The organism is Arcicella sp. (genome assembly GCF_964672035.1).
Genome location: NZ_CBABQS010000065.1, coordinates 14877 through 27901, shown reverse-complemented (window position 1 = coordinate 27901; position 13025 = coordinate 14877). Strand labels below are relative to the sequence as shown.

Annotated in this window: 16 protein-coding genes; 3 read left to right on the top strand and 13 right to left on the bottom strand. The window is 35.3% G+C overall.

The genetic code is table 11. The annotated features are described in order from the left end of the window. From AC1W31_RS15665 to AC1W31_RS15610, 12 genes are all read right to left on the bottom strand, one after another. A partial coding sequence (locus AC1W31_RS15665; protein WP_481735421.1) for a hypothetical protein occupies window positions 1-188 on the bottom strand: 188 nt, incomplete at its 3' end. 12 nt (window positions 189-200) lie between these two features. Further along, the gene (locus AC1W31_RS15660) at window positions 201-488 is read right to left on the bottom strand and encodes a hypothetical protein (protein WP_481735420.1); all 288 of its coding nucleotides are present in this window, start codon (window positions 486-488) and stop codon (window positions 201-203) included. Window positions 489-492: 4 nt separating this feature from the next. After that, complete coding sequence (locus AC1W31_RS15655; protein WP_481735419.1) at window positions 493-1068, bottom strand: RNA polymerase sigma factor; 576 nt, start codon at window positions 1066-1068, stop codon at window positions 493-495. Between the two features lie 149 nt (window positions 1069-1217). Then, entirely contained in the window at window positions 1218-1673 is a 456-nt protein-coding gene (locus AC1W31_RS15650) for a hypothetical protein (RefSeq protein ID WP_481735418.1), read from the bottom strand. A 19-nt stretch (window positions 1674-1692) separates the two neighbouring features. Then, window positions 1693-2130, bottom strand: coding sequence for a hypothetical protein (locus AC1W31_RS15645; protein WP_481735417.1), 438 nt, complete (start codon window positions 2128-2130; stop codon window positions 1693-1695). A 99-nt stretch (window positions 2131-2229) separates the two neighbouring features. After that, a complete protein-coding gene (locus AC1W31_RS15640; protein WP_481735422.1) occupies window positions 2230-2775 on the bottom strand; it encodes an RNA polymerase sigma factor in 546 nt (181 codons plus the stop codon). 177 nt (window positions 2776-2952) lie between these two features. Next, window positions 2953-3912, bottom strand: coding sequence for a transketolase family protein (locus tag AC1W31_RS15635; protein ID WP_481735416.1), 960 nt, complete (start codon window positions 3910-3912; stop codon window positions 2953-2955). Window positions 3913-3930: 18 nt separating this feature from the next. Beyond that, on the bottom strand, window positions 3931-4788 hold the full coding sequence (locus tag AC1W31_RS15630) for a transketolase (RefSeq protein WP_481735415.1): 858 nt from the start codon (window positions 4786-4788) through the stop codon (window positions 3931-3933). Window positions 4789-4819: 31 nt separating this feature from the next. Next, complete coding sequence (bcp, locus tag AC1W31_RS15625) at window positions 4820-5269, bottom strand: thioredoxin-dependent thiol peroxidase (RefSeq protein ID WP_481735414.1); 450 nt, start codon at window positions 5267-5269, stop codon at window positions 4820-4822. After that, window positions 5202-7217 (bottom strand): M23 family metallopeptidase, encoded by a 2016-nt coding sequence (locus tag AC1W31_RS15620; protein WP_481735413.1) that lies wholly within the window; start codon window positions 7215-7217, stop codon window positions 5202-5204. Before AC1W31_RS15620 ends, bcp begins: the two co-directional genes overlap by 68 nt. A 10-nt stretch (window positions 7218-7227) precedes the next feature. Beyond that, window positions 7228-7668, bottom strand: a complete 441-nt coding sequence (locus tag AC1W31_RS15615; RefSeq protein ID WP_481735411.1) for an aspartyl protease family protein — start codon at window positions 7666-7668, stop codon at window positions 7228-7230. Between the two features lie 115 nt (window positions 7669-7783). Further along, a complete protein-coding gene (locus AC1W31_RS15610) occupies window positions 7784-8395 on the bottom strand; it encodes a fumarylacetoacetate hydrolase family protein (protein WP_481735410.1) in 612 nt (203 codons plus the stop codon). A gap of 183 nt (window positions 8396-8578) precedes the next feature. Here AC1W31_RS15610 and AC1W31_RS15605 point away from each other — a divergent pair, with 183 nt between their 5' ends. After that, complete coding sequence (locus AC1W31_RS15605) at window positions 8579-9433, top strand: M48 family metallopeptidase (protein ID WP_481735409.1); 855 nt, start codon at window positions 8579-8581, stop codon at window positions 9431-9433. Between the two features lie 149 nt (window positions 9434-9582). Here the strand turns inward: AC1W31_RS15605 and sucC are convergent, their stop codons facing one another. Beyond that, window positions 9583-10779: an ADP-forming succinate--CoA ligase subunit beta gene (gene sucC, locus AC1W31_RS15600; RefSeq protein ID WP_481735408.1), complete on the bottom strand. Its 1197-nt coding sequence runs from the start codon at window positions 10777-10779 to the stop codon at window positions 9583-9585. Window positions 10780-10922: 143 nt separating this feature from the next. Between sucC and AC1W31_RS15595 the strand changes: the two genes are divergently transcribed. Next, window positions 10923-11738: a glycosyltransferase gene (locus AC1W31_RS15595; RefSeq protein WP_481735407.1), complete on the top strand. Its 816-nt coding sequence runs from the start codon at window positions 10923-10925 to the stop codon at window positions 11736-11738. A gap of 66 nt (window positions 11739-11804) precedes the next feature. Continuing rightward, window positions 11805-12953: a glycosyltransferase family 4 protein gene (locus AC1W31_RS15590; protein WP_481735406.1), complete on the top strand. Its 1149-nt coding sequence runs from the start codon at window positions 11805-11807 to the stop codon at window positions 12951-12953. Window positions 12954-13025 lie beyond the last annotated feature (72 nt).

The window sequence follows — 13025 nt, the reverse complement described above, 5'->3', positions numbered from 1 at the left end:
TTTTCAAAAGCCATTTTCTGTGATTCATCAAAACCCAATCGTGTTGGAATTTCATGAGGCGGTATCGGTTCATTAGGTGGATGTCCAGTTTTATTGCCAAAACCAATCCACCCCAAAACCCCAATATTGAGGACGACCAACCCGAATATGGCCAACCATAAAGATTTTATTTTCTTAGACTCTTCCATTTTCTCTAAAATTTATTCAGCTTGGTACAAACTGTAACTATCTTCCTGCAAAGGATGATTTTGGTGATTTTTGAAATTAGAAATGGCAAAAACATTAATGATAATCAATGCCATAATCACCGAATAAGCATAAATTGGCTTTAATTGAAACCCCAAAACTGTTTTAGGTTGCAAAAACTCCTTTTCCATTCTTGTGTGCAGACGAGCATAGAAAAAAGGCTTCGGTTCTGCGGAATTAATTCTCTCAAAAGCATTCAGAGCTTGCTCAATTTTTGATTCAATATTTAATGGATTTTCCATAAAATTACTTGTTTTGATTTCTGTAAAAATTGCCCAAAGACTTTCTTAAATTGGTTTTTGCTCGAAATAAAAGTGATTCCACCGATGATAAAGATATTTGCATAACCTCCGTGATTTCTTGATAACTCAACCCTTCAATATTACTCAATGTATAGGCAACTTTTTGATTATCAGGTAATTGGTTAATTGCTTTGAATAAAGCCTTTGAATTTTCTTGTTGTTCAAGCACAATTCCTGGGTGAATAAAGTCCACTAATTCGTGCAGAATTTCATTATTTTCTCCGAATAAAGAGGTGAAAAAAGCAAATCTTTTAGCCGTTTTCCGTTTACGAATTTGCTCTAACGCTTTTGTGGTAGCAATTCTATACAGCCACGTCGAAATTTTTGATTCTCCTCTAAATTTTCCCACCGATTGATAAACTTCCATAAATACTTCTTGCGATACATCTTCTGCTTCCTCAAAATCTTGAATGATCGCCAATACTGTATTGAAAACCCGCTTTTGATGGGTTTCGACTAAAGTTTTAAAGGCTGATTCGTCACCAGACTGTAATTTAATTAGCAGTTCATGTTCGGTCATTCAAGAGGAAAAAATTGCGAATTCTAATACTTAGAAGTAAAGTAAAAATAAAACTTGCGGTATTTTGAAGAAATTTGAAAAAATAAAAGCCTCACCAGAATTTTGGCAAGGCTAATGCTGATGAATCAGATTATTGATGAATAGATTTGTTATTCTTTTCCCATTTTCCCATCCATACGATTCAATTTTTTTACCAGCATTTGATTAAAAAGTTGCTCCGTTTTGTATAATTCAGAAAGTTGTCGAACGTTGATAGATTTTAGAAATTTTGGCAAATATTCTTTTTCCAGATCCACTTCTTTCTGCTTTAGAGTCAATACTTCTTTTAAATCTGATAAAATATTATCGTCAGAAGTAGTAATATTCCTGCTTTCTGAAGTCATTTGGCGAATCGTTTTTCTGATTTCCGAACGTTTTTTATCAAATTCTTCATAAACAATCCAGAAAGTTTTGGCTTGTTCTTCTGAGAGATTTAAACGGTTGGTAATTAAACCCACCTTTGCTGCTCTAATTTTTTCTTTTCCTCTCGGGAATTCATCTTGCGCTTTCAAAACGGATGAAAAAGAAATAAATAGAAGAGTAATTAAAAAGGTCATTTTTTTCATGATTGTATTATTAAGGTGATTAAATTTCGCTATCAATGTTTTCATAATCAACACTTTGCAAAATTTCTTTGTCTGTTACTTTTAAATTATCCAATAATTCGGAATCTTGAAATTTAAGCGTTTTAGTATTATCAATCTGTTCGGCTACATCGGATTGATTGATATTTTCTTGAATTAAATAATTAATAATTTCCTGATTTTGTACGCCAGCCAATGACTCATTTCCTAAAGAATCCTGCTGAGGCATTAGGGTAAAATATCCTAAAATACCAATAACAGAACAAGCAGCAATACTTGCCCAAGTTCGCTGTTTCGACCATGAAATTAACGGAACAACCTTTGTTTTACCAGAAGTTTGTGCCTGTATTCGCATAGGAAGGTCATTGAAATAATTTTTGGGTACTTTAAAAATACTTTCTTTTCGTAAGTTTTCTATATCAATTTTTTCGTTTTTCATCTCGCACAATCACAAATTACGATAAGGCATTGTGAATTTTATAAAGTTTACTTTTATTCTTTGACAGTACTTTTTTAGGAAGGTTTAAAATGTCTGTGCTTAAAAAGGTGAATTTTTAAGATGTTCTTCTACTTTTTTTACGGCTAAATGATAGGATGCTTTCAAAGCACCGACTGAAGTGCCAGTAATTTCCGAAATTTCTTCGTACTTCATTTCATCATAGTATTTCATATTAAATACTAACCGTTGTTTATCGGGCAACGTTAAAAGTGCTTTCTGTAATTTCAATTGAATTTCATCACCCGAAATCATATCTGAATCTTCTAATTTATTGGTAAGTTCCTCTGTAATATCATTGATAGGAAGGAAAAATCTTCTTTTCTTTTTGGCTAAGTGGTTTAGACATTCGTTGGTTGCAATGCGATAAATCCACGTAAATAGTTGGGAATCGCCTTTGAAATTATCTAAGGCTTTCCAGACTTTTATGAATGTTTCTTGCGTTAAATCATCGGCATCATCGTGGTCAATAACCATCTTACGGATATGCCAATAGACTTTTTGCTGGTAAACTCTGACCAGTTGGTTGAAGGCAAAATTTCGAGTTTTGGGAAACGCAAATTTTGCTAATATGTCTGAATCATTTATTTTATTTTCCGTCATTCAGATTAGTTATTGGTTAGTCGTTATTGGTTAATAGAAAATAAAAAAACTCTGCAAAAAAAATATTCTTGCAGAGTTTTAGTAATTAATATTTACATGTTATTGCCATACTAATCGGTTATTAACATCCCAATAACTATTAACTATTAACTGATAACTCACCTAAGAATTCTTACGTGCAATTGATTTCAGTGCTTTTTCAACAATTGCAGCGGCATTCAAACCATATTTTTCCATTAATTGTGCTGGAGTTCCAGATTCACCGAATGAATCATTTACGCCCACATACTCCAAAGGTGCCAAATGGTTTTTGATAAGCACTTGCGCAATTGAATCTCCTAAGCCACCCGCAATCTGATGTTCCTCAGCCGAAACCGCACAACCTGTTTTGCGTACGGAAGCTAAGATAGCTTCTTCGTCCAAAGGTTTAATCGTGTGGATATTTATTATTTCAGCGTCAATACCTTTTTCGGCTAAAATTTCACCTGCTAAGATTGCTTCCCAAACCAAATGTCCTGTGGCAAAGATACTTACATCTTTTCCTTCATTCACTGTCCATGCTTTTCCAATGATAAATTCTTGGTCAGGAGCAGTAAAAATTGGCACTACTGGACGACCGAAACGTAAATAAACGGGTCCTACGTGTTCGGCTACGGCAATTGTTGCCGCTTTTGTTTGGTTATAGTCGCAAGGATTTATAACGGTCATGCCTGGAAGCATTTTCATTAATCCTAAATCTTCTAAAATTTGGTGAGTTGCTCCATCTTCGCCCAAAGTTAAACCTGCATGAGAACAAGCAATTTTAACATTTTTGCCCGAATACGCAACTGATTGACGGATTTGGTCATACACACGACCCGTTCCGAAGTTCGCAAAAGTGGTTGCAAAAGGAATTTTTCCACCGATTGTCAAACCAGCCGCAATACAAATCATGTTTGCTTCGGCGATACCCGTTTGGAAAAATCTTTCTGGATTTTCTTTGATAAATGCGTCCAATTTCAATGAGCCAATTAAATCAGCACAAAGCGCCACGACATTTGGATTAGTTTGACCTAACACCTGCATTCCAGCACCGAAGCCAGAACGAGTATCTTTTTTTTCTGTAAATGTATATTTTTTCATTATTTGTTTTCGTAATTCTTAATAATCCCCCATTGTCTCAGATAATTGTGCTAAGGCTGCAGCTAATTGTTCATCGTTTGGAGCAACGCCATGCCATTTGTGTGATCCCATCATAAAATCAACGCCAGCACCCATGTCAGTCGTCATAATAATCATGGTTGGTTGGCCGCTTCCAGAAAATGCACGAGCTTCGGCTAAAACTTTTACTACATCAGCCATGTCATTGCCATTCATTTTCATAATGTTCCAACCGAAAGCCGCATATTTTGCACCCAAATCACGGTTGTTCATTACTTTGTCGGTTGGTCCATCAATTTGCTGACCATTGAAGTCAATTACGGCGACTAAATTATCAACTTTATGGTGTGGCGCATACATCGCAGCTTCCCAAACTTGACCTTCATTCTGCTCACCATCACCCATTAATACGAAAACCATTGAGTTGTCTCCGTTCAATTTTTTGGCTTGGGCAGCACCAATGGCTACCGACATTCCTTGTCCTAAAGAACCCGAAGCAATGCGAATTCCTTCAAGGTGTTCGTGGGGAGTTGGATGACCTTGTAAACGAGAATTTAGTTTACGAAATGTTGCTAATTCTGAAGGAGCAAAATAACCTGCACGGGCTAACACTGAATAAAGTACGGGTGAAATATGTCCGTTAGACAAGAAGAAAAGGTCTTCACCAATTCCATCCATGTCAAATGGTTTTGTACCGTCAGCATTAGATTTGAGGTTCATTTGGTCGAAGTAAAGACCAACTAATAAATCGGCACAACCCAAGGAGCCTCCTGGGTGACCTGACTGACAAGCGTGTACTTGTCTGACAATGTCACGTCTAACTTGCGACGCAACGCTCTGTAATTCAGTAATTTGCATTATATATAATTAATTATTAAGAATCTTTATTTTACCCTAAAATCTGCGCTGAATGATTTTTGGTATCTATTTTTGAAATAATATCGGTGATAATTCCGTGTTCATCAATCAAAAAAGTTGTCCTTGCCGTTCCCATATACGTTTTGCCGTACATTGATTTTTCAACCCAAACGCCGTAAGCTTCCACCATTTGATGGTCTTCATCTGAAAGTAAAGTGAATTTCAAATCATATTTTTTGATAAATTTTTGATGAGCTTTTTCACCATCAATACTTACGCCAATTATTTCAAAACCTTTAGCGGTCATAGCGGGCAAATTCTCATTCAAATTACAAGCCTGTGCCGTGCAACCTGGCGTGTCGTCTTTAGGATAAAAATATAAAACCACTTTCTTTCCGATAAAGTCTGAAAGTTTAACGATGTTTCCGTTTTGATCTTTTTGCTCGAACTGGGGGGCTTTGTCGCCTATGTTTAAGTTCATGTTTTGATTGTTTAGATTTTTTTATAAGTGTTGGCTGTGCAATTTTTACGCTGTCAATTTTTGTTTCAAATCTTATTCTATTGCCTTGATTATCTTCTAATTCTAACCGTAAATCGCCGTAAAATTTTTGCGCCGAATCAGATTTAACCGACCACAATTTTGATTGTTTTGAATCGTATTCTGTCAATACAAAATTATTATTAACGAAGGCTTTAAAACTTTTTATCCCCGATAAATTATCCCCAATTCGCATCGAAAATTCATCGAAATTTTTACGAACAATGACGGCTTTTGGTGGAATTGTATCCGTTAAAATTTCGTAATTCCCTAATCGTCTGGTTTCAAATTGTGCTTGGTTGTCGTTCCAAGTAGTTTTTAGATAACTTCTAATATTTTTGAAGCGATAATACACGGATGTTTTATCTGGAATTACTACCTGAAAATCGGTGTTTACTTTCACAGAAATTTTTCCTTTCAACGGAGTTGTATTTTCGCCAATTTTAAAGGTATTTCTATTTAATTCCGTCTGCAAATAAAGGGTATCATACAAAGAACGTTCTCCGAAATTCACCTCAATTTTATCCGAATCATAAGAATTTTGCTGATTTGGAATTATCATTTTCCTTAAATTGGTTGCTTTTGCCAAACCATCAATAATCACAGAATCAGGCAAACCTCTTTTCAAGTCCCAAAGATACACCGCTTCATTGTTCTTTACGTAATTAATCGGTAAATCAGTTGAAGAATTTGCAAATTTTAGACTTGCTATTGAATTGATTGTCTTTAAGTTACGAGCTTTGATAACAAGTGTATTATCATCAATTAATTGGGAAATTATGACGGGTAAACTATTGGGGTTTACCGTTTTTGAAGGTTCAGTTATTGCGCCAATAATTGTAAAATTTATCACACAACTATTTTCGTAAGCATCCCAAAGTTTGATGGAAATTTGGTGAATTTTGCCGTCATTTATGGCTAATTTACCCTTAGAAACAGAAGGTTTATAGATGGGTAATTCAGTATTTCCATCATCTTGAAAAAGTTTTTGAAAACGAATTCCTCTGGTTTGTTCAATTTCATAATCGTTATGCACATTGATATCATGAGAAATTTCGTTTGGAATTTGTTCAAGATGCGAGTAATAAACTTCCTGATTATCCATATATAATTCAGCACAAGTGATACCATTTGAATTATGAGTATCATTCATTTTGTCCACTGAAAGCATTTCAAGGCCTATTTCACCGTTTGCATGAATGGCATGATTTATCGTATAAGTTCCATCAGCTTGTTTATTTGGATAAAATAATTTTTTGCCAAATTCACCATTTACTCTCGAATCTACCGTTAAAGTTTTAATAACCAATTGTTGAAAAACGGGTGGTAAGTTATCCTTAATTTCCTTAAAACCAAAATTCAAAGGATTTAAAATATTATTGCGGGTGTCCCTAATTTCAAAGTGTAAATGAGGGCCACCCGAACCACCCGTATTTCCAGAAAGCCCAATAATTTGCCCCCTCGCCACTTCAAATTCATTCGGTTTCAGAAGCAATTTTATTTCAAAAGTTTGACTTGCTATTCGTTTCTTTTTCACATAACTCGCCAATGGTTCGGCAAAGGTTTTCAAATGACCGTACACCGAAATGAAACCATTTGGATGGGTGATAAAAATTACATTTCCGTATCCGCTTGTTTGTACACGCACTTCGGAAATGTACCCATCGCCCGTTACATATACCGGCAATCCTTCACGACCTTGGGTTTTTATGTCAATACCCGCATGAAAATGGTCGGCACGCAAATCACCCATTCCACCCGCCAAATAATTTTGTTGATTAGGATTTATGGGAAATAAAAAGTAGCCTTTCGGATACGTCAAAGTAGTTTTTTGAGCCTGAATATTTACAAATACAAGACTTAGGAATATAATTACTAATGATTTTTTCAATGGAAAGTGTTTATAATTTGACTTTTCTCAAACATTTTAATTTCATTTGAGCAAAATAAGGATGGTCTGGATTTACAATTAATTCTTGTCGAAGCGGATGAATCAAAACATCCATATCCTCTAAGGGAATTGCACCTAACAAAACTTCGCTATCACCTGGCAGAACCATTGCACTGCATACTGTTCTACGATTTTTAAATTTTAATTCAACACCTGTAACGACATCAAATTCTTGAATTGAGCCATCTGCCAGTTGTCCTTTGCGTTTTTCAACAATAGGAAACTGTAATTGCTCTTGGATTGATTCATTAATGCAAAGCATATAAGAACCTGTATCGACCAACGATGTTACTAACATTCTTTTGATTTCTTCTTCTCCAATTATGTGTCTCCTTGCAAGTGCCATATCATCGGCATTGATTAACTCTATTTCTGCATATACTAATCCCATGATTTTATTTTGTTTAAAATTTAACTCAAGTACAGCTACTGTTTGAAAAAAAATAATCTGTAGGGCCTTATGAAGCTACATTTTTAATTAGCGGTTAGCTTAATGTTTTTGAATACTACTTCACCTCAAAAGCCATCATTTCCTTGTCTTCCAGAAAAGCCGTTAATTTATTTCCAACCACCACTTTCCCAACCCCAGCAGGCGTACCCGTAAAAATTAAATCGCCCGTTTTCAAGGTGAAGTATTTAGAAATTTCGGCAATAATTTCATCAAAATTCCAAAGCATCATTTCGGTATTGCCTTTTTGAACGGTTTTGCCGTTAATTTCGAGATGAAAATTTACATTCGACAAATCGTCAAATTGTATTTTCGGAACAAATCCAGAAATAGGAGCTGAACCATTAAAGGCTTTGGCTTTTTCCCAAGGTAAACCCTTTTCCTTTAATTTTGACTGTAAATCTCTTGCCGTAAAATCAATGCCAAGTCCTATCTCATCATAATATTTGTGCGCAAATTTGGCTTCAATATTTTTCCCGACTTTATTGATTTTCAATACAATCTCAATTTCGTGGTGAATGTCGTTTGAAAAATCAGGATGGTAAAAAGGCTCATTATCCTTCAAAATAGCCGTATCTGGCTTCAAAAAAATAACGGGTTCTGATGGTCTTTCATTGTTCAATTCGCTAATATGGTCGGCATAATTTCGCCCAATACACAAGATTTTCATATTTATTCGTTTTAATGCTAATTCAAGTACTTGAAAATTATTTCAACAAAATTACCCTGATTTCGTAAAAATGTAGAACCTTTTTGTGATTTTTACGTCTTAAACTTGATTATCTTTTAATTGGCATACTTTTTTGCTGTTTTAAACTATAATTTAAATGAATACCTTAAACTAAATATTGAAATGAAGAGAATCATTTTTTACGGGGGAATTCTCCTAACTACTTTTTGGGCTTGTTCAAAAGTACCTTTGTCAAATCGTAATCAGTTATTATTAGTTTCTGATTCTGAGATGAATGCAATGGCTTTTACCAGTTATAAACAATTCCTTGATACCAGCAAGGTGGTACCGGCTTCTACGCAGCAGGCAGCCATGGTGAAAAGAGTAGGAGATAAAATTGCAAAAGCAGCACAAAATTATTTTAATAGTGTTGGTAGACCTGAATATTTGGAAGGCTATCAATGGCAAACTGAATTAATTCAAAGTAGTCAAGTCAACGCATGGTGTATGCCTGGCGGAAAAATGGTTGTCTATACAGGAATTTTACCAATCACGCAAAATGAAACGGGTTTAGCAGTGGTAATGGGTCATGAGGTTTCTCACGCCATCGCTAAACACGGTGCCGAGCGAATGAGTGAAGGAATGTTGGCACAAGGCCTATTAGTGGCAGGTCAGGTAGGCTTGGGAATTGCACTGAAGGATAAGCCCGCCGCTACACAAAATCTTTGGAATACCGTTTTTGGGGTAGTTGCTCCAGTAGGTGCTCAATTAGAATTATTAGCCCACGGGCGTTACCAAGAATCTGAAGCGGATCATTTGGGATTAATTTTTATGTCGATGGCAGGATATAATCCTAACGAAGCAGTTGCTTTTTGGAATAGAATGGCTGCAAAAGCGGGCGGAGGTGCCAAAACACCGGTATTTCTTTCAACGCACCCTTCTGACCAAACACGTATTGCGGATATTAAAAGTAGAATGGGTGAAGCGATGCAATATTATAATGCTTCTACAAAAAGTAGTTCAAATGGGCGATATTAGTTTTGGTTATTTGTAACTGGTTATTAGTAAAAAGGTGCTGAGAAATTTTTCATTCTGAGCACCTTTTTCATTTAATCTAAAATAAAAATGAGATTCAAGAAAATGAATTCTTGAATCTCACCAATTAAATTAATTAGTAAAATTACTAATTACATTCCTTTCAAAACTTCTTCAACTCTTAAAGCTGCATCTTTCAATAAAACGGCAGAGAATACTTTCAAGCCAGATTCATCAATGATTTTTGCGCCTTCAGCAGCGTTTGTTCCTTGTAAACGAACAATAATTGGTACTGGAATATTACCGATTGCTTTATAAGCCTCAACAACACCCGTAGCAACACGGTCGCAACGAACAATTCCGCCAAAAATATTAATCAAAATCGCTTTTACATTTGGATCTTTCAAAATGATACGGAAACCAGCTTCAACGGTTTTAGCATTTGCTCCACCCCCAACATCAAGGAAGTTGGCAGGATGTCCACCCGATAATTTGATAATATCCATCGTTGCCATGGCCAAACCTGCTCCATTCACCATACAACCCACGTTTCCGTCAAGTTTTACATAGTTAAGGTCGTTTGCCGATGCTTCAACTTCCAAAGGATCTTCTTCCGTTACGTCACGCAATGGAATAAAATCTGGATGACGATAAAGGGCATTATCATCTAAATTAACCTTTGCATCAACGGCTAATATTTTGTTATCAGACGTTTTCAACACTGGATTAATCTCAAACATAGATGAATCTGTTTCAACGTATGCTTTGTAAAGTGAATGGATAAATTTTACCATTTCTTTAAAAGCATCACCCGATAAACCTAAAGCAAATGCTACTTTACGAGCCTGAAATGCTTGTAATCCAACACTTGGGTCAATCCATTCCTTGAAGATTTTTTCTGGAGAATGTTCTGCTACTTCTTCAATGTCCATTCCGCCTTCCGTTGATGCCATGATGACGTTACAACCTCTTGCACGGTCTAACAAAATAGAAACGTAAAATTCTTTTACTTCAGAAACGCCTGGATAATAAACGTCTTCGGCAATCAAAACTTTACTAACTTTCTTGCCTTCGGGACCCGTTTGGTGCGTAATCAATTGCATTCCTAAGATTTCTTCCGATTTTGAACGAACTTCATCTAAAGATTTAGCCAATTTAACTCCACCGCCTTTTCCACGGCCTCCAGCATGAATTTGAGCCTTAATTACGTGCCAACCTGTCCCAGTGCGGGCAGTTAGTTCACGGGCAGCTTCAACTGCTAATGCGGGCGTATCCACAACAATTCCTTCTTGGATTCGGACACCGTAATGTTTCAGGATATCCTTTCCTTGATACTCGTGTATATTCATTTGATACAGTTTTAATATGCGAAATAAATTCGTCCGCTAAATTACTGACAAACTATTTAATTAAGCGTTTTTATCCTGTAAATTTTAATATACATCATCAAGTTTGTAGTTTTGCAGGTATAAAAATAACCTTACAAAATCAGATGCCGAAACTTAGTATTATCGTTCCTACTTTTAATCACAGCAAATTTATTACGCAAATGTTGGAAGGGGTATTCATACAAAAGACCGATTTTGATGTCGAAATTATCATTGGCGACGATGCTTCTACCGACGACAATGCGATGATTATTAAGGCGTATGCTGAAAAATATCCTTCTAAAATTAAGGCTTTTTTACATTCAAAAAATTTAGGCCCAACTGAACCTCGTGAGTTGGGTGGGAAGAATAATGTTGGATTTTTATTTGGGCAATCCAAAGCCGAATATATCGCCTTGTGTGAAGGCGATGATTTTTGGACTGACCCTTTAAAATTGCAAAAACAAGTAGATTTTTTGGATAAAAATCCCGAATATTCTTTGTGCCATCATCAGTTGGAAATTATTTATGAAGATAATTCTCCTACTCATTTATTTAATCCTGAAAATCAACAAGATACCTCCAGCATTGATGATTTATTAGCCGATAATTCTTGGCTCTTAGGTACGGCAAGTACTGTTTTTAGGAATGTTTTTACCCACGGAATGCCCGATTGGTGGTGGAAAACTGCCAGTGGAGATTTAGGAATTTTTATCGAAGTAGCTCGCTTTGGGAAAATAAAATATCTACCCGAAATAATGGCTGCGTATAGAAAGCATCGGGGGGGAATGACCAATATCCACACGCCCCAAAATCGTTTTTTCTTAAATAATAGGATGGAAATGTTTCAGAACTTAACTAATTTTTTGGGACAAGAACATCTTGAAATTTTGAATAAAACCATTCTAAAGTACCAAAATGAATTATCCTCACTCGAATAAATTTCCCAATTAATTATTTTTATTTTACGGTAGCAATTAACACTTTTTTCAACATTAATTTTAAGCATGAAAAATATTCTCTTCGTAAGTCATGATGCAAATAGGGCAGGAGCCCAAATACTGTTACTTCGTTTTTTGCGACTTTTGAAGGGAAATCAGCATTTTCAATTTTCTATTTTATTAAAAGAAGGTGGTATTATTGAAAATGAATTCAACGAAATTGCTAAAACTTATCTTTGGGAAAAACCACGGTCATATCAGCATAAAAGTTTTTTGACCAAACTGTATAAAAATTTTACCAAGAAAGACGACTATCAAAGTTTTCTTTTAGCGACACTCAAAAAGCAAAAATTTGACTTAATTGTTTCTAATACCATTACTAATGGGGATATTATGCCGATTTTGGCACAATTAAACATTCCTATTCTTACCTACGTTCATGAACTCGAAATGGGTATTCAGCAATATACAAAACCTGAGTATTTCCAAAACGTAAAATCATTGAGTACCGCTTTTATCGCTTGTGCAACGTCAGTGAAAGAAAATTTAATCATAAATCATCAGATAGATACAATCCATATTAAAGTTTTACCGTCCTTATTGCCAGAATCGGCGTTGAATTATCACGTCGATAACAAAGCAAATGAAAATCTCAGAAATCAATATAATATCCCAGGAGATGCTTTTTTGATTGGAGGAATCGGAACGGTAGATCTGCGAAAAGGAGTAGATATTTTTTTGCAGGTGGCCAATAAATTAAAGCAGGACTCAAGTATTTTCTTTTTGTGGGTAGGAGGTCAAGAAACAGAAACGGAATATAAAAACTTTCAAATTGATAAAAGCCGCTTAGAATTAGAACGTGTTATTTTTCAACCCTCGGTTAATAATCCTTTGGATTTTATGTCTATTTTTGACGTATTTTTTGTGTCTTCCCGAGAAGATCCTTATCCATTAGTTGTTTTAGAAGCCGCAATGTTGTCTAAACCAATTATTTGTTTTGATAAAGCGGGTGGTGCAAAAGATTTTGTTGAACTTGATTGCGGGGCGATTATCGAATATTTGAATGTAGATGATACCGTTAAAAAAATAGTAGAATTAAAAGAAAATCAGGTAGTTAGGGAAAATATGGGAATTTGCGGCAGAAAAAAAGTGCTCGAACGTCATAATCAAACAGTCGCTTTTCAAACCTTTGTTGATATCTTGGATGAAAAATAGCAAGCTCATTCATGAATTTTATTCAAACATTTATTAATCATCAGCGGATAGAGTCTTTATAAATTCTTAATT

What these genes read in the sequence shown, in the direction of transcription:
- AC1W31_RS15660 (WP_481735420.1), bottom strand. Translation starts at nt 488, where the DNA reads ATGGAAAATCCATTAAATATTGAATCAAAAATTGAGCAAGCTCTGAAT.
- AC1W31_RS15655 (WP_481735419.1), bottom strand. Translation starts at nt 1,068, where the DNA reads ATGACCGAACATGAACTGCTAATTAAATTACAGTCTGGTGACGAATCA.
- AC1W31_RS15650 (WP_481735418.1), bottom strand. Translation starts at nt 1,673, where the DNA reads ATGAAAAAAATGACCTTTTTAATTACTCTTCTATTTATTTCTTTTTCA.
- AC1W31_RS15645 (WP_481735417.1), bottom strand. Translation starts at nt 2,130, where the DNA reads ATGAAAAACGAAAAAATTGATATAGAAAACTTACGAAAAGAAAGTATT.
- AC1W31_RS15635 (WP_481735416.1), bottom strand. Translation starts at nt 3,912, where the DNA reads ATGAAAAAATATACATTTACAGAAAAAAAAGATACTCGTTCTGGCTTC.
- AC1W31_RS15630 (WP_481735415.1), bottom strand. Translation starts at nt 4,788, where the DNA reads ATGCAAATTACTGAATTACAGAGCGTTGCGTCGCAAGTTAGACGTGAC.
- bcp (WP_481735414.1), bottom strand. Translation starts at nt 5,269, where the DNA reads ATGAACTTAAACATAGGCGACAAAGCCCCCCAGTTCGAGCAAAAAGAT.
- AC1W31_RS15615 (WP_481735411.1), bottom strand. Translation starts at nt 7,668, where the DNA reads ATGGGATTAGTATATGCAGAAATAGAGTTAATCAATGCCGATGATATG.
- AC1W31_RS15610 (WP_481735410.1), bottom strand. Translation starts at nt 8,395, where the DNA reads ATGAAAATCTTGTGTATTGGGCGAAATTATGCCGACCATATTAGCGAA.
- AC1W31_RS15605 (WP_481735409.1), top strand. Translation starts at nt 8,579, where the DNA reads ATGAAGAGAATCATTTTTTACGGGGGAATTCTCCTAACTACTTTTTGG.
- sucC (WP_481735408.1), bottom strand. Translation starts at nt 10,779, where the DNA reads ATGAATATACACGAGTATCAAGGAAAGGATATCCTGAAACATTACGGT.
- AC1W31_RS15595 (WP_481735407.1), top strand. Translation starts at nt 10,923, where the DNA reads ATGCCGAAACTTAGTATTATCGTTCCTACTTTTAATCACAGCAAATTT.
- AC1W31_RS15590 (WP_481735406.1), top strand. Translation starts at nt 11,805, where the DNA reads ATGAAAAATATTCTCTTCGTAAGTCATGATGCAAATAGGGCAGGAGCC.